Source organism: Pseudarthrobacter sp. NKDBFgelt (assembly GCF_046097905.1).
Lineage (GTDB): Bacteria > Actinomycetota > Actinomycetes > Actinomycetales > Micrococcaceae > Arthrobacter > Arthrobacter polychromogenes.
Map to the genome: position 1 here is coordinate 1 of NZ_JBJURL010000081.1, position 18808 is coordinate 18808.

Here is an 18808-nt window from a genome sequence, read left to right on the forward strand (position 1 = left end):
CACCAGGATGATGCTCAGCTGCAGCAGCTGCTTGCGGCCAAACTTGTCGCCGAAGTGGCCGAAGACGATGCCGCCGACGGCGTCTCCGGGCTTGATTTCTCGGCCCGCCTCCGCGTTGTGACAGCAGGGGCCGACGGCGGCACCGCGGTCATTGTCCAGTCGGACCCGGACGCCGGGCTCACGGTGGAATCCACCCTCACCCTTCACGACGGCGGGCTGCTGGAGCTGCGGCACACCGTCACCAACGACGGCACCACGCCGTACCAGCTCGACGAACTGGCGACCGTCCTCCCTGTGGCGCCGGACGCCGTCGAACTCCTTGACCTCACCGGCCGCTGGTGCCGGGAACGGCACCCGCAGCGCCGCGCCATCCAGCAGGGCACCTGGGTCCGGACAGGCCGGCACGGGCGCACCGGACACGACTCCTCCCTCCTGTTCGCCGCCGGCACCAACGGTTTCGGCAACCGGCACGGCAAGGTCTGGGCCACCCACCTGGCCTGGAGCGGCAACCACGAACAGTTCGCGGACACCATCGGCGACGGCCGGACCATGATCGGCGGCTCCGAACTCCTGGGCCCCGCCGAGGTCATCCTCGAACCCGGCGGCAGCTACACCACCCCGGCACTGTTCGCCGCCTACTCCGACCATGGCCTGGACGGGATCACCGAGGCCTTCTACAGCTGGTTCCGGTCCCGCCCGCACCACGTCCTCCCTGCTGCCTCCACCGGGCTGCCCGCCGGGAAACCTCGCCCCGTTGTGCTTAACACCTGGGAGGCCGTGTACTTCGACCACAACCTGGACACGCTGATCGAGCTGGCTGAGTCCGCTGCCGACCTTGGCGTTGAGCGCTTTGTGCTCGACGACGGCTGGTTCCGCGGCCGCCGCGACGACCACGCCGGCCTCGGCGACTGGTACGTCGACGAGACCCTGTGGCCCAAGGGGCTGACCCCGCTGATCGAGGCCGTGACCTCCCGCGGCATGGAGTTCGGGCTCTGGGTGGAACCGGAAATGGTCAACCTGGATTCCGATATCGCACGGGCGCACCCGGACTGGATCGTTGGCCCGTCAGCGGTGCAACACAAGGACGGCGGCCGTCTGCCCCTGGAATGGCGGAACCAGCACATCATCGACCTGGTCAACCCCGAGGCGTGGCAGTACATCTACAGCCGCATCGACGCGCTCCTGAGCGAGAACAACATCAGCTACCTCAAATGGGACCAGAACCGGGACCTGCTGGAACACGGCCACGCCGGCCGATCCTCCGTCCACGAGCAGACCCTCGCCGCGTACAGGCTCTTCGACGAACTCCGAAAGGCCCATCCCGGCGTCGAAATTGAATCCTGCTCATCCGGCGGCGCGCGCGTGGACCTGGGCATCCTGGAACGCACCGACCGGATCTGGGGGTCGGACTGCAACGATGCGCTGGAGCGGCAGACCATCCAGCGCTGGACCGGCGCCGTAGTCCCGCCGGAACTGGTGGGCAGCCACATCGGACCCACCACCTCGCACACCACCGCCCGCACCCACGACCTCTCTTTCCGTGCCATTACCGCGCTGTTCGGCCACTTTGGCATGGAGTGGGACATCCGCGGCGTCCAGGGCAAGGACCGGCAGGAGCTTAAGCGCTTCATCGCCCTGTTCAAGGAACACCGCGGCCTCCTCCACAGCGGCCGCCGCGTCCATGCGGACGTGGCCGGTGACGCCCTGCTGCTGCACGGCGTCGTCACCGATGCACCGGCCGGTGCTGGCACGACGGCGGCCCTGTTCGCCCTGGTCAGCACCCGCACCTCCGCAGCGGAGGAGCCGGGCCGCGTCGGCATTCCCGGCTTGGATGCAGGGCGCAAGTACCGGGTGGAAGCAGTCTTTCCCACGCCCGTAGACGCCGACTACGGCCACACCTACACCCAGGTGCAGCCGCCGGCGTGGCTGGCTGACGGCGCGGTGGCTTCCGGGCGCTTCCTGGCCGAGGTGGGCCTGCCCATGCCCAACCTCAACCCCGAGCACGCGCTGCTGCTGAAGCTCACGGCCCTCTAGGTACCGTCGATTGCTCCGTAAACGTCGTTTTCACGCTTCAAAACGGCATTTACGGAGCAATCGATAGGGGTGCCGCGCGTTCTGGGAATATGTAAGAATGCGCGGCACCCGGGCGCCAGCCGATAGATTGGCATCCATGACTGACGCCTCCACAGACTCTGCCGCCGGCCGCACCATCCTGGTGATCAACGGACCAAACCTGAACCTGCTGGGAACCCGCGAGCCGGAAAAATACGGCACCTCAACCCTGGCCGACGTGGAGCAGCTGGCCGCCGCAGCCGCTGAGGCCCATGGCTTCACGGCAGAATGCGTCCAGTCCAACCACGAAGGCGTCCTACTCGACGTCATCCACGCCGCCCGGAACAACGCCGCGGGCATCGTCATCAATGCGGGCGCTTTTACCCACACCTCCGTGGCACTCCGGGACGCCATTGCCGCCGTGCAGCTTCCCGCCGTCGAGGTCCACATCACCAATGTGCACCAGCGCGAAGAATTCCGGCACCACTCGTACCTCTCCCCCGTCTGCTCTGCGGTCATTGTGGGCGCAGGCGTTGTGGGGTACCGGCTGGCCATTGACTACCTCGCAGAGGTCCTCTAGCCGTTACTTCTGGATGCACTGCCCCGAGGACACCGGCGCGGACAGGGACGCCGCCTGCGATGCCACGGGAGTGAGGTCATCCATGGTGATGGCGAATCCCATCTCCGTATCCGCCGTCGCCTTGGCGAAAATCACACCTGCCACCTGGCCGTCCATGGTCAGCAGCGGCCCGCCCGAATTTCCGGGCTGGACGTCCCCGGCGAGCCGGTAGATCTCCTCGGGCGAGGCGTTGTTGCCGTAGATGTCCGGCACCAGCACCGTGGTGATGTCCTGCACTGTGGCGGGCTTGGACTGGAACGGTCCGCCGTGGGGATAGCCGGCGAAGGCGGCAGGACTGCCGCCGGGAAGGTCCCGGCCCAGCGCCAGCGGGCTTGCCTGCAGGCCGTCCACAGCCAGCACCGCAAGGTCGTGTTTGGTGTCGAAGTAGACAACCCGCCCTGGCATCGCTCCGCCGTCGGGCAGTTCAACCACCGGCTGCGACACGCCCGCCACAACATGCGCGTTGGTGACCACCCGGTCCTCGGACACCACAAACCCCGTCCCTGTCTGGTTCTGGCCGCACTGGTACGCGGTCCCGGCAATCCGGAGCACCGATTCCGCAGCCCGGTTCAGCGAAGGAGTGTCAGTGCTCGCGTTCGGCACCGGTACTGCTGGCCCCTGTTCCAGGCCCTCCAGCAGCGTGGGGATGCCGTTGCCGATCACGGTGGAACGCAGCTGCGCCATGGTGGCCTTGACGGGGACGGGCGTCAATCCGTCGATGAAGCGGATGACCCTGGACTCTGCCAGCTGCTGTGACACGAACGGCACGCCCAGGGAGCTGACGCTGAAGGCCAGCATGGACATCACCAGCGCGGACACCATCACGTTCACGGCTCCGCCCACCAGGCGGTCCACCGCCCGGAGGGGCCGGATCCGCACGGCGCCGCGGATTTGCCGGCCAGCCATCGTCCCCAGGCCGTGCCCCAGGACCACCAGCACGACGGCGGCCGCCACGATGGCGGTCAGCCTCCATCCGGAGTCCTCAACGAAGCCGCTCACCAGGGGGACCGCGAAGAAGGCTGCCACGGCTCCGGCCGCGAACCCTGCGATACCGCCCGCCGTCACCAGGAAACCGTTGCGCAGGCCGTAAACCAGGTAGGACAGCAGCGCCAGGATCAGGATCAGGTCCAGGACAGTCAAGCCGACCACGAAGGCTCCTTATAAACAGTTGAATACCCATTCTAGTGGTGGTCACTGACAGTTCTCTGGACGGCCCACCCCTGCTCGCAGGCCTCCCAAGGGCGCCACCCCAACCGCCTCCCAACCGCCCCTGCGACGTCCCGTGACGCCTCCTGTGGTGGCGCTGCGGCCCCGTATCAGGGCGTTTCGCCTGCCAAGTTCGTCACAGAACCTTGAAAATTCTGAAACAATGGCACAAGCGCCACAGCCGACACTTTTATTCAGGAGATTTCATGGACATCGAGGTACTGCGCCGAGCACCCCTTTTCGCCACGCTCGACGACGACGCATTCCGTCTGCTGACGGACGAGCTCACCGAGGTGGACCTGTCCCGCGGCGCTTCGGTGTTCCGCGAGGGCGACCAGGGTGACCAGCTCTACTTCATCGTCTCCGGCAAGGTGAAGCTCGGCCGGACGTCTCCTGACGGCCGCGAATCCCTCCTGGCAATCCTGGGACCGGGTGAACTCTTCGGCGAAATGGCCCTCTTCGACCCCAGCCCCCGCACCGCAACGGCTACCGCAGTTTCCGAGACCCGGCTGGCCGGCCTTAAGAACGAGAGCCTGAACAACCTGCTCCGCACTCGCCCCGAGGTCTCCGCGCAGCTCCTGCAGGCTCTGGCCCGCCGGCTCCGCCGCACCAACGATTCGCTGTCCGACCTCGTCTTCTCCGACGTTCCGGGCCGCGTAGCCAAGGCACTCCTGGACCTCGCCGACCGCTTCGGCCGCCCCGCAACGGACGGCGTCCTGGTTGCCCACGAGCTCACCCAGGAAGAGCTTGCCCAGCTGGTGGGTGCCTCCCGCGAAACCGTCAACAAGGCCCTCGCCGAGTTCGTCCAGCGCGGCTGGCTGCGGCTGGAAGCCCGCGCCGTCGTCATCCTGGACATGCAGCGCCTCCGCCAGCGCTCCCGCTAGCCACCAAACAGGAAGGCCGCCCCCGTGAACTGATCACGGGGGCGGCCTTTCTGCGTTAACCCGGCCCAACGCTCTCTCACTCCCTGCAGCCTTTTCGTAAACCCTCGCTCATCTCCTGCAACCATTCCGTAAACCCTCTCTCACCGCGGCAGTCCGAATGAGAGAGCGTCGCGCCAAGACCCGCGTTAAGTGAGAGAGCGTCACGCCAAAACCCGCGTCAAGTGAGAGAGGGCCACAGCAAGACCCGCGTTAAGTGAGAGAGCGTCCGGTGGGGCGGCGATAGAATTAAGGCACGAGGTGCATGGCGATGTCAGTGGCTATGGGTGTTCTGTTGATCCTGCTGGGACTGGCGGCCTTGGCCGCCACAGCCGGCACGGTGGTCCTGGTGATCCGCGACGGCCGCGGCCGGATTCCGCTGGAATCACCCACTCAAGACTGGACCGCCGGGACCCTTCCCAGCCGCCCATACTCCCTGCTCAGACGAATCTAGCGTTCGCGCTGGGGGTCGTCGGCAGTTGTTTTGGCGGCCTCCACCTCAAGCATCAGCTTGCCGTCCTCTTCAACCAGAACCGGCTGGTACACGTGGGCCTTGCGCTTGTAGCTGAGGTAGGCGATGCAGCCATTGGCCGCGGCCATCTTTTCGAGCATGATCTCGGAGCCGGGGACCAGGAGCTCCCCCAGGGTACGGCCAACAGTATTTTCTTGGCCCACTTCGTCGCCCAGGGCCGTGGTGTGGCGTTCGGCGATGACATCCGCGGCATTGACCCACCGGCCCCACATACCTTTGTCCTCCAGCAGGGTGGGCTGCTGGTTCAGGGGGACGGTGGCCGCAAAGTAGCGGGTGTCGAACCGGCGGTGGGCGAAATCGGGACTGCGCCAGTTGACCAGGGACTTGAGCAGGTCCGTCCGGACGGACAGCCCCCGCTTGGCCAAAACCTCTGGGAACGTCTTTTCCTGCTCGGCAACGGCAACGCGTGCGCGCATCCATTCCGGGGTTGAGGTCGCTTCAACCGTGCCGGCCATGTCAGGCCCGGCCAGCAGCAGGCCGGTTTCCTCGAAGAGCTCGCGGATGGCGCCCAGCACGTGGCGGCGCGCCAGCCCGACGTCGTCCGTTCCCATCTGCTCAGCCCAATGCTGTGGTGACGGGCCCAGCCAGGGGACGGGATCGTCGTCGGCCGCGTCCAGCGAACCGCCGGGAAACGCCAGGACGCCCAGCGGCGAGGAGCCCGGCCGGTAGGCCAGCCAGGTTTCCAGGCCGGTTGGGGAGTCCCGCAGCAGCACTACCGAGGATGCAAGGCGTGCTGCCCGCGGGGTCCGTTCGCCATGTTCGAGCCAGCTCTGGGCCGCCCCTTCAAGGTCCTGGGGAAGGGCGAAGAGCCGTCGGGCGAGGTGAGGCAAGGGAAACGACCGGTCCTAGCTAAATTCGGCGATCAGTTCGACCTCGACGGGAGAGTCGAGGGGCAGCACGGAGACGCCGACGGCGGAACGTGCGTGCTGGCCAGCGTCGCCCAGAACGCGTCCCAGCAGTTCCGAGGCTCCGTTGATGACACTGGGCTGGCCGGTGAAGGAAGGATCGGACGAGACGAATCCCACAACCTTGACGATGCGGGTGATCCGGTCAAGGTCGCCGATGACGCTCTTGACGGCCGCCAGGGCGTTGACGGCGCAAATGGCTGCGAACCGCTGTGCGTCCTCGGGTGAAACGGTGGGCTCGTCGGCGTAACCTTCGGTCCCTGCCGACACTTTGCCTGTTGCCGGGAGTTTGCCGTTAATAAAGGGAAGCTGTCCGGACGTGTACACGTGGCTGCCGGAGACCACTGCAGGGACGTAAGCGGCCACGGGCGCAGCCACTTCCGGAAGGGTAAGCCCGAGGTCTGCGAGCCGCTGCTCAACAGCGGAAACCGGGGCGTCAGCCGCGCCGGGCTGGGCCTGTGCGGAGGTGCTCATGCTACTGCTTCTCCCTCTTGAGGTAGGCAACCAGGCCGTTTCCGTCAGGTCCGGTGACAACCTGGACCAGCTCCCAGCCGTCGTCTCCCCACTGGTCAAGAATCTGCTTTGTGGCGTGAATAATGAGCGGAATCGTCGCGTACTCCCATTTGGTCATGAGAGAAAGACTAGTCCTTGCCGGTAAAGTGGAAAACATGGCGACTCGTACGAACCCATTATTCGACACTGCCACCACCCTCGGAAAAATCCTCGTTTTCCTTGGCGTGAGTGCGATCTGTGGTGTCCTGGTAGCAGGCCTGCTGGTTCCCGCGGCGGCCGTTTCAGGCAGCGCAGCCAGCGGTTCGATCGAGTTCTTTGACACCCTCCCGGATGAGCTGAAGGTTGACCCGCCCAACCAGACCACCAGGATCCTGGCTGCGGACGGCAGCGAGATCGCGAGCGTCTACAAGGAGAACCGCACCAAGGTTGCCCTGGACCAGATTTCGCCGTTCATGAAGGAAGCCGTCATCGCCGTCGAGGACAGCCGGTTCTACGAGCACGGCGGTGTGGACACCACGGGTATCCTGCGTGCGCTGGTCAGCACCGCGCGCGGAAACCGGCAGGGCGCGTCCACCATCACCCAGCAGTACGTCAACAACGTCCTCAACTCAAACCTCGCCGCCGAGGGCAGGGACGAGGACATCAAGCTCAATGGCGTGAACAAGGGTGTGGGCGACAAGCTCCGCGAGATGAAGCTCGCCATTGCCCTGGAGAAGGAGTTCAGCAAGGAGCAGATCCTCGAGGGCTACCTGAACATCGTGTTCTTCAACCGTGACGCCTACGGCATTGAAGCCGCGTCCAGGTTCTTTTTCAGCACCACCGCCAAGGACCTCACCCTTCCGCAGGCTGCGCTGCTGGCCGGCCTGGTCAACAGCCCGTCCGCGTTCGATCCCATCGCCAACCCGGAGAACGCCAAGCAGCGCCGTGACCTGGTGCTGAGCCTGATGCTGGACCAGGGCAAGATCACGCAGGCAGACTACGACGCCGCCGTCGCCACGCCCGTGGAAACCAACGTCACGCCCGCCCGGCAAGGCTGCGCCTACGCGTCCACCGCCCCGTACTTCTGCGACTACGTGCTGCATCTGTTGGAGAACAACCCGGCATATGGTGCAGACCGTGAAGAACGCCTTCGCCTCATTTACGGTGGCGGCCTCACCATCACCACAACGCTCGACCCGAACGCTCAGGCAGCAGCCCAGGAGCAGGTCAACGCCTCCGCCGGCGCCAACCCGGACAAGTGGGGAGCTGCCATGGTGTCCGTGCAGCCCAACTCCGGCAAGATCGTCTCGATGGCCCAGAACACTTCCTTCCTGCCGGCCGAAGGCGCCTTCGACTCGCAGGTGAACTTCAACGTGGACAAGCTGGACAAGGACGGCAACGACCTCAACGGCCTGGGCGGCGCGCAGCCCGGCTCCACCATGAAGCCGTTCACGTTCGCCCAGTGGCTTGAGGAGGGCAAATCCATGAATACCGTGGTCAATGCCGCCCAGCGCCGCTACCCGCTCAACTTCAGGTGGCGCAACTCCTGTGGCCAGGTGACGGGCGCGTACAACACCGCGGAAAAGTCACTCGGCGCCGCTGACGACCTGCAGAACGCGGAACCCCAGTGGTACCGGCCGCTGTCCGTCCTCGAAGGCCTGTACAACTCCATCAACACCGTCACCTTTGCGTCGGCGGCACAGCTCGACTTCTGCGGAATCCAGAAAATTGTTGACGCAACTGGCCTTCATGGCGGACTCCCGGCTGACGGCGAGCCCAACCCGAAGATCAACATGTCCACGCTGGGCAACCTGCTGGGGTCCACCCAGACGGCCCCGCTCACCATGGCCAGCGCCTTCGCCACCTTCGCCAATGACGGAAAGTACTGCGAGCCCATCGCCATCACCGCCGTCACTGACCAGACCGGGGGCACCCTGCCGGCCCAGTCCAGCAGCTGCCGGGATGCGGTCAAGCCCGAGGTTGCCCGCGGCGTGAACTACGCCCTCCAGGAAGTGCTGAACCGAGGCTCCGGCTCCCTGATCCAGCCCCGCATCTCCACCCGGACCAGCTTCCCCATCGGTGCCAAGACCGGTACCTCGAACAATAACGGCTCCACTTGGGTTGTCGGCCACACCACAGGCCTTGCCACGGCCGCCTGGTTTGGTGACGCACTTGGTGCCCAGGACCGTTCCGGCCAGAACATCACCGTGAACGGAAAGTTCTACCCGGGTATTGACGGTTACATGATTGCCGGGCCAATGTTCTCGAACTTCATGTCCCGGATTGCGCCCGCCTACGGCACCGAGCCCTTCCCCGCCCCGCCCAGCTCCATGATCAACGGTGGCGGCAACACACGCACACCGGCTACCACGGCGCCGCGCGCAACTCAGGCACCCCAGGCTCCGGCCACCCAAGCTCCGGCGCCCGCTCCTGAGCCTTCAGCACCGGCCGCCCCCGAGCCTGCTCCGCAGCCGACCAACAGCGGCAACGGGAATGGCAACGGAAACGGAAACGGCTAGCCGCCGATGATAGCGACCAACACGTTTGCCGGCCGCGCCCGGACCCTCGGACGCGGCCTTGCCGTCACTGCAGGGGCCGGCGCTGCCGCCGGGGCAGCCGCCTTCGGATATGGCCTGTGGGAGAAGGACCAGTTCGTCCTCCGCGAGGAAACCCTGGCCATCCTGCCGCCGGGACACAACCCGTTCCGCATCCTCCACCTGAGCGATATCCACTTCATTACCGGCCAGAAAAAGAAGGCTGCCTGGCTTCAGTCGCTGGCCGATCTCAAGCCGGACCTGGTGGCCAACACCGGCGACAACCTTAGCCACCCCAAAGCCGTGGACCCCCTCCTGGCTGCCCTGCGGCCGCTGATGGACTTCCCCGGGGTCTTCGTTCCAGGCTCCAACGACTACTTTGCGCCGAGCCCGAAGAATCCTGCCCTGTACCTGCTGGGGCCCTCCAAGGTGAAGCCCAAGCCCAAAATGCTGGACTGGCCCCGGCTGCGCTCAGGTTTCGGCATGGCCGGGTGGGTGGACCTGACCAACCGCCACCAGTCCTTGGTGCTGAACGGCATCCGCTTCGACTTCTCCGGCGTGGACGATCCCCACCTGAAGCGCGAAAAGTACGCCGGCTGGCCCCGTGGAACCGTGAACCAGGACGCCGCAGACCACCTCAAAGTGGCTGTCATCCACGCGCCCTACCAGCGGGTGCTGGACCACTTCACCGAGGACGGCGCGGACCTCCTGCTGGCCGGCCACACGCACGGGGGCCAGATCTGCGTCCCGGGCTACGGCGCGCTGGTGGCCAACTGCGACCTTCCCACGTGGCGGGCAAAAGGGCTTAATGACTGGCAGAGCAACGGAAGTACGACGCCGGTTAACGTGTCCGGCGGCATCGGCACCTCCCGCTTCGCCCCGGTAAGGATCGCCTGCAAGCCCGAGGCAGTCCTGCTGACCCTCACCTCACCCAGCTGATCCTGCCGCGCGTGCAGCATCATGCTGCATTGCAGAACGCAATAACTGGGCAAGCTCTGTATCACGCCGAAATTCCTGTGAACCGCCTCACGTCCATGGCATAGGGTAGTTGCTAAGGGAAACTACATTCGTTTTAGAGCTTGAGAAGCGGGCATGGCCAAGCAATCTTCATTTTTTCGATCGATTAGTCGCCTCTATCCCCACGTCCGGCCCATCATTCCACGGCTGCTGCTGGGACTCGTGTGCGCGCTGCTGGCCAGTATCGTTGCGCTGGCGATCCCCCAGGTCCTGCGGGTGCTGGTCAACGAGTCGCTGAAGCCGGGCGGCGCCAGCGAAGCCATCTGGGTTTCGGCCGGCATCATCCTGGTCCTGGGCATAGCTGAGGCGGGACTGGTGGCACTCCGCCGCCAGTTCGTGATCAATCCCGCCACCACAGTGGAAACCCGAATGCGGGTTTCCCTCTACGACCACCTGCAGGAGCTCACGGTCTCCTTCCACGACCGCTGGGGCTCAGGCCAGCTCCTGTCCCGCGCCATGACGGACCTCAACTTCCTGCGCCGCTGGATGGCGTTTGGCGCCATCATGCTGGTGGTCACCACGCTCACCGTCATCATCGGTATTGCCGTTATGTTCGCCATGAGCTGGCAGCTGGCCCTCATTTTCCTGGCCGCGGCCCTGCCCATCATGGCGTACAGCTTCCGGTTCCGCACCCGCTTCAGCAAAGTGGCCCGCCGCAGCCAGGACCAGGCCGGCGACCTGGCCACCACGGTGGAGGAATCGGTACACGGCATCCGTGTGCTCAAGGCCTTTGGACGCAGCCGGGAAGCACTCGAAAACTTCGAGGAACAAGCCGAAGAGCTGCGCCAAACAGAGATCGACAAAGCGCGCCACCAGGCCATGTTCACCATGGTGGTCACGCTCTTGCCGGAACTTGCCCTCGGCGCGGGCCTGGTGGTGGGCATCATGCTCTGCGCCAGCGGGCAACTGAGCATCGGTGCGTTGGTGGCGTTCTTTGCCACGGCGGCCGTCATCGCCTCACCTGTGGAATTCTCCGGCATGCTGCTGGCCATGGCACTCACTGCCAAGACCGCCGTCGACCGCCACTACGAAGTCATGGATTCCGCCAACACCATCACCAGTCCCCCGGAACCGCGCCTGCCGCGCCAGCTCGCCGGCGCACTCAGTCTCCGGAAGGCCACCTTCGCCTTTGAGGATGCTCCGGACAAGCCCATCCTGAAAGACGTTGACCTGGACGTCCGTCCCGGTGAAACGATGGCCCTCGTTGGGATCACGGGCAGCGGCAAGAGCGCGCTGCTCCAGCTGGTGCCCCGGCTGTACGACGTCACCGACGGATCCATCAGCATCGACGGCGTGGACCTGCGGGACTTCGACGTGGAGGAACTGCGCCGCATCGTGGCGGTGGCGTTCGAGGACACCACCCTGTTCTCCAACTCCGTCCGGGACAATGTGCTGCTCGGCGCCCCGGTCCGCAGCGACGCCGTCCTGGAGGAAGCACTGGATGTGGCCCAGGCACACTTCGCGTACTCCCTGCCGGAGGGCCTGGACACCCTGATCGGCGAGGAAGGCCTGAGCCTGTCCGGGGGCCAGCGCCAGCGGATCGCCCTGGCCCGTGCCATCGCGGCCCGCCCCCGCGTGCTCGTGCTGGATGACCCGCTCTCCGCCCTTGACGTCCACACGGAGGAACTGGTGGAGACCCGGCTCCGTGCCGTCCTGAAGGACACCACCACCCTGATCGTCGCGCACAGGCCGTCCACCGTGGCCCTCGCGGACCGGGTGGCGCTGCTTGAGGAAGGCCGGATCACCGCCGTCGGAACCCACACGGAACTGCTGGCGGGCAACGACCATTACCGCTACGTCATTGCGAGCCTGGACCAGGAACCCCGGGGCCTGGACACGGAGCTCTCGGACCTCAAGGAAGAAGCAGCCATCCAGGAAGCGGAGGTCACCCGATGAGCACCGCCTCCTTCGGCACTGCCAATGAAGACAACGCGCACCTCAGCAAGAGTGACAGCAGGGCCGTCCGACGGCGGTCACTGGCGCTCCTGCGGTCACTGATCCGGCCGGTGCGGCTCCGGTTCTGGCTGACCATTGCCATGGTGGTCCTCTCACAGGCGGCAAGGGTTGCCGGTCCGGCGCTGATCGCCTTTGGCATCGACCGCGCCCTGCCTGCCCTGCAGGCCGGGGACAACGCACCCCTGGTGTTCACCGGTGCCGCCTACCTCCTTGCTGCCATTGCGACGGCGGGGCTCACGGCTTTGTACGTCACCTCCACTGCGAAGCTCAGCCAGGCCATGCTGCTGGACCTCCGCCTGCGGGTCTTCCGCCAGACCCAGGGCCTGAGCCTCGAGTTCCACGAAAAGTACACGTCGGGCCGGATCATCGCCCGGCAGACCTCGGACCTGGAAGCCCTCCGCGAACTCCTGGACTCCGGCGTCAGCTCACTGGCGTCAGGCATGCTGTTCATGGTCTTCACCGCCATCACTGTGTTTGCCCTGGACTGGCGGAGCGGGCTGCTGGTGCTGGCCGCCGGCGTGCCCATGTTCTTCCTGGCCCGCTGGTACCAGAAGCACTCCCAGATCGCCTTCCGCGAATCCCGCGTGGTGTCTGCCCGGCTGATTGTGCACTTCGTGGAAACCATGACCGGCATCCGCGCCGTCAAGGCCTTCCGCAAGGAGCAGGAAAACTCCGGCCGTTACGGCCAGCTCGCTGAGGACTACCGGCGGGTCACCGTGCGCTCCATCAACCTCAACGGCATCTTCCAGCCGGGGCTGGTCCTGATCGGCAACGTCTGTGTGGCTGTGGTCCTGCTCTTCGGCGGCTTCCGCGTCCTAGGCGGCGACCTGGAGGTCGGGGTGCTGCTGGCACTCATCCTCTCCACCAAGCGGTTCTTCCAGCCGGTGGACCAGATGGCCATGTTCTACAACTCCTTCCAGAGTGCGCAAGCCGCGCTCGAGAAGGTGTCGGGGCTCCTGGAAGAGGTGCCGACGGTCCGCCCGCCCAAGAACCCGGTCGCACTGAAGCAGGCCCAGGGAGCCATCGACTTCAACGGCGTGGAGTTCCGCTACGGCGCGGGCCCGCTGATTGTCCCCACTATGGACCTGCACATTCCCGCGGGCCAGACAGTTGCCCTGGTAGGACAGACGGGTGCCGGCAAGTCCACCTTGGCGAAGCTGATAGCACGCTTCTACGACGTCTCCGCCGGTTCCCTCACGCTCGACGGCGTCGACGTCCGCCACCTGGGCACCACGGACCTGCGCCGCAACATCGTGATGGTCACCCAGGAGGCATTCCTGTTCAGTGGCTCGGTGGCGGACAACATCGCCCTGGGCCGCCCGGAGGCTTCCCGGGCGGAGATCGAGGAAGCGGCCAAAGCCGTGGGCGCCCACGACTTCATCATGGAACTGCCCGAAGGCTACGACACCGACGTTAATAAACGCGGCGGACGCGTCTCGTCCGGGCAGCGGCAGCTCATCAGTTTTGCCCGGGCGTTCCTGGCCCGTCCGGCCGTGCTGATCCTGGACGAGGCAACGTCCTCCCTGGACATCCCGTCCGAGAGGCTGGTGCAGCAGGGCCTGGCGCGGCTCCTGGCGGGCACGGAAGCGGCCCGCAGGACGGCGCTCATCATTGCCCACCGCCTGTCCACGGTGGAAACCGCTGACAGGGTGCTGGTGGTGCACGACGGCCGGATCGTGGAGGACGGGAGCCCGGCCGAACTCATTGGCGGCGGCGGCCGCTTTGCGGACCTCCACGGCGCCTGGAAGGATTCGTTGGTCTGACTTTCGTCCGGGATTTCGCATCGGGACCCGGCATCGGCTATTCTTGTAAAGTTGCTTTTGCAGCGGATCGGGATGTAGCGCAGCTTGGTAGCGCGCTTCGTTCGGGACGAAGAGGTCGCAGGTTCAAATCCTGTCATCCCGACCAAAATGGAAGAGGGTCTCCTTGCGGAGGCCCTCTTTCTACTTAAAAGGAACGGCCCCGAAGCTTGCGCTCCGGGGCCGTCCTCGCCTCCGTGTGTGAGGAAGCTATTACATCGGGTCGGGCCAGTTGCCTACGTACGTGGTGTACGAGGTATCTGCGCCCTTGTCCTTGGTCTTCTTGGACATCGGGTCAGGCCAGTTTCCAACTTTTGCCGAAATACTGGTGGAGTCCGCGATGGAACCGGCAGACAGGACAGCTGGAGCCGCAGCAGAAAAAGCAAGTGCGCCTGCCAGTACGGCCGCGGTTGCGATCTTCTTCAACATAAATGGGTTCCTCAATACGAGTCGGATTCGTTACAAAGCCAGCACTGTCCTTGTTGACATACATTGTAAAATGTTTTCCACAGGGACTGTCAAGCATTTTGTACGAAGACCGTCCGGAAAAGGAGGAAATCCCGTGGGCAACGGATTCGGGGAGAAGCTCCGTGCGGAGCGTCTCGAACGGGGGCTGACACAGGCGGAACTGGGAAAGGACCTGTATTCCCCCAGCTATATTTCACTACTTGAGACCGGCCGCAGGGAACCTACGGCGGAGGTCATCGAGGAACTTGCACGCAGGCTGGAACTGGCACCCAAAGCACTTGAGGCCTGGAGCCAGCCCATCTCGGTGAGCGATGCCGAATACGTCCTCGCCGGGTTGTACGCACGGCAGGCCTGGGACCTGAGGGACTACCAGCTTGCGGCCAGCCACGCCGCCACTGCCGCCAAAATAGCCCTCGAAGGCAGGAACACCAGCGCCTGGTGGAACATGACGTACATGCAGGCGGAGTGCCTCATCAAGCAGGGCAACTGGCAGGAATGCCAGCGGATCATGCAGCACTTGCTGGAGCACCCCATGGCCACGGAATCAGCAGGCCTCGCTGTACGGGCCCGCCAGATGCTCGCCGGCATCGCCCAGGGCCAGGGCCAGCTGAGCGCAGCCGTGGACCACGCCATGGAGGCCGTGCGGCTATGTTCGCAGCTGCCGAAAGGTTCCACGCTCATCATCGGCGCCCACCGGGCACTGATCGGCGCACTTGCCGAAAGCGGCCGGCTCGACGAAGCCTGGAAATACTGCCAGGCGATGATCGACCACGTGGATGAGCACTCCATGTCCCAGCTCGCCGGCGAAGTGGCCTGGGTGATCGGCAACGTGGCCTTCATGCGGCACGACTACCAGGAAGGCATCAAGCACCACGAACGGGCAGCCCGGCTGCTCTCCCCCGCCAACGACATCGAACTGTGGGCACGGTTCAACAAGGCCTCTGCGGCCGTTCGCCTGTCCTCAGGGATCGTTGAGCCCGAGACACTGTCATCGATCGAACGGGCCGAACTGGCCCTGTCCATCGTGGGTGGCAACAAGTCCGACCAGTTGGAGGTCGCATTCATCCGCGCCCGCTGGCTGTACCTGACCGGGGACATTGTTGCCGCCGTCGAGAAGCTCCGCGAGATCCATGCGGAGCGCGCCCACCTGGCAAAGCACACCGCCGGTGAAGTCTCGCTGCTGCTGGGCAAGTCCCTCAAGGCCGCAGGCGAATCCGAGGAAGCCCTGGTGCACCTCGAGGAAGCCCAGAAGGCCTTCAGTGCGGCAGGAGCGGCTGACCGCGTCCAGCAGGCAATGGACGCGGTCCTGGAAATAAAACTGGCCCAGCAGCGCGCCGCGGCCGCTGCCAAAGCCAGCTAGGTAAAGCACCATCCGCCGGGAGCAGCTGGGGCTCCGTCAGGCGAAGGTTTTCCCCGTCAGTTTCTCGTAGGCCTCGACGTAGCGGCCGCGGGTACGGTCAACAACCTCGTTGGGCAGCGCCGGTGGCGGCGTATCCGAGGACCTGTCCCAGCCTGATTCAGCAGACGTCAGCCAATCGCGCACATACTGTTTGTCGTAGGACGGCTGTGCCTGGCCCGGCTGGTAGGTGGCGGCATCCCAGAAGCGCGAGGAATCCGGCGTCAGCACCTCATCCCCCAGGGTGATGAGCCCCGTGACCGGGTCATAGCCAAATTCGACCTTCGTATCGGCCAGGATGATGCCACGCTCACGGGTAACTTGCTCAGCGGCGTTGTAGATCTTGAGCGTCAGCTCGCTCAAGCGTCCGGCGATATCGTCGCCCACCATTGCCGCCACGGCGTCGTACGTGATGTTCTCATCGTGCTCGCCCACCTCGGCCTTTGCCGACGGCGTGAAGATGGCGTGGTCCAGCCGCGACCCGTCAACCAGGCCCTCCGGCAGCGGAATGCTGCACACGGTCCCCGAAGCCTTGTACTCCTGCAAGCCGGAGCCTGTCAGGTAGCCGCGGGCGATACACTCCACCGGGAACATGTCCAGCTTCTTGCAGATCATGGCCCGGCCTTCCACCTCGGCCGGGACGCCGTCTTCCACCGTGGAGCCCAGGACGTGGTGGTCCACGTCCAGCTGGTCGAACCACCACAGGCTGAGCTGGGTGAGGATGCGTCCCTTGTCCGGAATCAAGGAGGACAGGACGTGGTCAAAGGCGCTGATCCGGTCGCTGGCCACCACCAGCACGCAGTCCTGGCCCATACGCTGCAGGATAGCCTCGTCTGCCGGCTCGTAGAGGTCCCTTACCTTGCCGGAGTAGACGTGCGTCCATCCGGGAAGGTCGAGGGTCTTGGTGTTGAAACCGCGGGGTGCTGGATCGTTGCTCATGTCAGGCCTTCGTCTTGGTCCCGTGGAGGGATGCGCTGGCGGTGGAGGGGACCTTTATTTCCCCGCGGGCGGCTTTTCCGCCAATGTCGGTGCGGAACTGCGAGCCTTCCAGCTGGACCAGCTCCACGCCGTCGTACGCTTTTTCACGCGCGTCCACGAGGTCGCTGCCGAGGGCGACGACGGCGAGCACGCGCCCGCCGGCGGACACCACTTTGCCGTCCTCGTCGAAGGCCGTGCCGGCGTGGATGACGTGGACGCCGTCGAGCTCCTCCACCTTCTTGAGCCCGCGGATGCGGTCCCCTGTGCGGGGAGTGTCAGGATAGTTTTCGGACGCGACGACGACGGCGACGGCAGTTTCCTTGGCCCACCGCAGCTCTTCTGCCTTGTCCAGTTCGCCCTTGGCGGCTGCCAGCAGCAGGGCGCCGAGCGGGGTCTTCAGCCGTGCCAGCACGGCCTGTGTTTCCGGATCACCAAAGCGGACATTGAACTCGATGACGCGGGTGCCGCGCGAGGTGAGGGCCAGCCCCACGAACAGCACGCCGACGAACGGGGTGCCGCGCCGGGCCATCTCGTTGACGGTGGGCTGGGCGACGCGCTCAATGACTTCCTGGACGAGGCCTTCCGGCGCCCACTCGAGCGGAGTGTAGGCACCCATGCCGCCGGTGTTGGGTCCCTCGTCGTTGTCGAAAATCCGCTTGAAGTCCTGGGCGGGCGAAAGCGCCACGGTGTTGTGGCCGTCGCAAAGGACGAACAGCGAAACCTCGGGACCGTCCAGGAACTCCTCGATCACCACGGAGCCGCCGGCATCGAAGCAGGACTGGGCGTGGGCCAGGGCTTCCCCGCGGTCCTTGGTGACCACCACGCCCTTTCCTGCGGCGAGCCCGTCATCCTTCACCACGTAGGGCGCCCCGAAGGTGTCCAGGGCCGATTCGGCTTCCTCGGCGTTGGTGGCCACCATGGCCATGGCCGTGGGCACTCCCGCTTCGGCCATGATTTCCTTGGCGAAGGCCTTGGACGCCTCCAGCTGGGCTGCGGCCTTGCTGGGACCGAACACGGGGATACCGGCCGCACGGACGGCATCGGACACACCCGCGGCCAGCGGAGCCTCGGGCCCAACCACCACCAGGTCCACCGTCAGCCTGGTGGCCAGCGCGGCGACGGCGTCGGGATCGTTGCCGTCAATTTTGTGGGTGGGGACCAGTTTGCTGATACCGGCGTTGCCGGGAGCTGCATGGACCTCGGACACGTTGGGGTCGGCGAGCAGGGAGCGGACAATGGCGTGTTCGCGGCCTCCGGGGCCAATGACGAGTACCTTCACAGTCTCCAAGGGTACTTTGTGCACCCTGCGTGCTCCTAAGCTGTGTCACCGCCAACGCCGCACCGGCGTCGCGGCGACAATCCCGGACCCTGTCCGCTCCGAATAGCCGTCATGGAAAAACTGAAGAACTGGTTCCGGGGACCCACTGCAATGGCGGCGCTGGCAGGTGTGGTGGCGGCCGCCGTCGTCCTTGCCGTGGCCGAACTGCTCGGGGCCTTCTTCACCGCCCGCGCCACACCGCTCATAGCCCTGGGATCAACCTTCATCGACTTCACGCCCTCCTGGCTGAAGGACTTCGCCATCGCCACCTTCGGCACCAATGACAAAGTTGCGCTCTTCGTGGGCATGGGCCTGACCATTGCAGTGCTGGCTTGCGTGCTGGGGGTGGTGGCCCACCGCAAATGGGCGCTGGGTGTCCTTGGCGTCCTGTTCATGGGCGCCGTCATCGTGGCCAGCGTTGTGACCCGCGCCGGCGTCGGGCCCTTTGAAGCGCTGCCGTCAGTGGCCGGAACCCTGGCCGGCCTCCTGGTGCTGCGGTTCCTGGTCAAGAAGCTGCCGGCAACCAAGGCGTGGCCGGAAGCGCCGGCCGGAAGCGCCGTCGCTGACTACCCTGACGTGGTGGCGGAGCGGGGCGAGGTGCCCGGCGCGGCCACCA

16 protein-coding genes, 1 tRNA gene and 1 pseudogene are annotated in these 18808 nt (G+C 65.4%); 11 read left to right on the forward strand and 7 right to left on the reverse strand.

Annotated features, from left to right (window positions below; translation table 11 throughout):
- Positions 1–2034: alpha-galactosidase (locus tag ACKAE7_RS17470; RefSeq protein WP_408979873.1), on the forward strand; the 2034-nt coding region annotated here is incomplete at its 5' end.
- A gap of 136 nt (positions 2035–2170) precedes the next feature.
- A complete protein-coding gene (gene aroQ, locus ACKAE7_RS17475; RefSeq protein WP_188812472.1) occupies positions 2171–2632 on the forward strand; it encodes a type II 3-dehydroquinate dehydratase in 462 nt (153 codons plus the stop codon).
- 3 nt (positions 2633–2635) lie between these two features.
- Here aroQ and ACKAE7_RS17480 read toward each other — a convergent pair whose 3' ends face one another.
- Entirely contained in the window at positions 2636–3820 is a 1185-nt protein-coding gene (locus tag ACKAE7_RS17480; RefSeq protein ID WP_188812470.1) for a MarP family serine protease, read from the reverse strand.
- Positions 3821–4083: 263 nt separating this feature from the next.
- Here ACKAE7_RS17480 and ACKAE7_RS17485 point away from each other — a divergent pair, with 263 nt between their 5' ends.
- Both ACKAE7_RS17485 and ACKAE7_RS17490 read left to right on the forward strand, forming a co-directional pair.
- Positions 4084–4761: a Crp/Fnr family transcriptional regulator gene (locus ACKAE7_RS17485; RefSeq protein ID WP_009359192.1), complete on the forward strand. Its 678-nt coding sequence runs from the start codon at positions 4084–4086 to the stop codon at positions 4759–4761.
- Positions 4762–5062: 301 nt separating this feature from the next.
- On the forward strand, positions 5063–5251 hold the full coding sequence (locus ACKAE7_RS17490; protein ID WP_408979874.1) for a hypothetical protein: 189 nt from the start codon (positions 5063–5065) through the stop codon (positions 5249–5251).
- Here ACKAE7_RS17490 and ACKAE7_RS17495 read toward each other — a convergent pair.
- From ACKAE7_RS17495 to ACKAE7_RS17505, 3 genes are read right to left on the reverse strand one after another with little or no spacing between them, the layout of a single operon-like run.
- Complete coding sequence (locus tag ACKAE7_RS17495; protein ID WP_408979875.1) at positions 5248–6159, reverse strand: NUDIX hydrolase; 912 nt, start codon at positions 6157–6159, stop codon at positions 5248–5250. The genes ACKAE7_RS17490 and ACKAE7_RS17495 overlap by 4 nt on opposite strands.
- A 15-nt stretch (positions 6160–6174) precedes the next feature.
- Positions 6175–6708: a RidA family protein gene (locus ACKAE7_RS17500; RefSeq protein WP_190614351.1), complete on the reverse strand. Its 534-nt coding sequence runs from the start codon at positions 6706–6708 to the stop codon at positions 6175–6177.
- A 1-nt stretch (position 6709) separates the two neighbouring features.
- Positions 6710–6865, reverse strand: coding sequence for a DUF4177 domain-containing protein (locus tag ACKAE7_RS17505; protein WP_159828426.1), 156 nt, complete (start codon positions 6863–6865; stop codon positions 6710–6712).
- Between the two features lie 37 nt (positions 6866–6902).
- Here ACKAE7_RS17505 and ACKAE7_RS17510 point away from each other — a divergent pair, with 37 nt between their 5' ends.
- From ACKAE7_RS17510 to ACKAE7_RS17530, 5 genes are all read left to right on the forward strand, one after another.
- Positions 6903–9245 carry a transglycosylase domain-containing protein gene (locus ACKAE7_RS17510; RefSeq protein ID WP_188813999.1) on the forward strand — a complete coding sequence of 781 codons (2343 nt, stop codon included), beginning with the start codon at positions 6903–6905 and terminating at the stop codon, positions 9243–9245.
- Between the two features lie 6 nt (positions 9246–9251).
- Complete coding sequence (locus ACKAE7_RS17515; protein WP_190614353.1) at positions 9252–10199, forward strand: metallophosphoesterase; 948 nt, start codon at positions 9252–9254, stop codon at positions 10197–10199.
- Between the two features lie 153 nt (positions 10200–10352).
- On the forward strand, positions 10353–12173 hold the full coding sequence (locus ACKAE7_RS17520) for an ABC transporter ATP-binding protein (protein ID WP_188813995.1): 1821 nt from the start codon (positions 10353–10355) through the stop codon (positions 12171–12173).
- The gene (locus ACKAE7_RS17525; protein WP_188813994.1) at positions 12170–13996 is read left to right on the forward strand and encodes an ABC transporter ATP-binding protein; all 1827 of its coding nucleotides are present in this window, start codon (positions 12170–12172) and stop codon (positions 13994–13996) included. Before ACKAE7_RS17520 ends, ACKAE7_RS17525 begins: the two co-directional genes overlap by 4 nt.
- Before the next feature lie 68 nt (positions 13997–14064).
- Positions 14065–14141 (forward strand) — tRNA-Pro (locus ACKAE7_RS17530).
- A gap of 104 nt (positions 14142–14245) precedes the next feature.
- On the opposite strand, the gene ACKAE7_RS17535 is transcribed toward ACKAE7_RS17530, so the two are convergent.
- Positions 14246–14461 (reverse strand): hypothetical protein, encoded by a 216-nt coding sequence (locus ACKAE7_RS17535; protein WP_104184746.1) that lies wholly within the window; start codon positions 14459–14461, stop codon positions 14246–14248.
- Between the two features lie 133 nt (positions 14462–14594).
- Between ACKAE7_RS17535 and ACKAE7_RS17540 the strand changes: the two genes are divergently transcribed.
- The gene (locus tag ACKAE7_RS17540) at positions 14595–15860 is read left to right on the forward strand and encodes a helix-turn-helix transcriptional regulator (RefSeq protein WP_188813992.1); all 1266 of its coding nucleotides are present in this window, start codon (positions 14595–14597) and stop codon (positions 15858–15860) included.
- Between the two features lie 36 nt (positions 15861–15896).
- Here ACKAE7_RS17540 and ACKAE7_RS17545 read toward each other — a convergent pair whose 3' ends face one another.
- Entirely contained in the window at positions 15897–16835 is a 939-nt protein-coding gene (locus ACKAE7_RS17545; RefSeq protein WP_191036162.1) for a phosphoribosylaminoimidazolesuccinocarboxamide synthase, read from the reverse strand.
- Position 16836: 1 nt separating this feature from the next.
- Positions 16837–18153 carry a phosphoribosylamine--glycine ligase gene (gene purD / locus ACKAE7_RS17550; protein ID WP_188814005.1) on the reverse strand — a complete coding sequence of 439 codons (1317 nt, stop codon included), beginning with the start codon at positions 18151–18153 and terminating at the stop codon, positions 16837–16839.
- Between the two features lie 111 nt (positions 18154–18264).
- On the opposite strand from purD, the pseudogene ACKAE7_RS17555 reads away from it, so the two are divergent.
- Positions 18265–18808: pseudogene (locus ACKAE7_RS17555) on the forward strand (oxidoreductase); the annotation flags it as partial.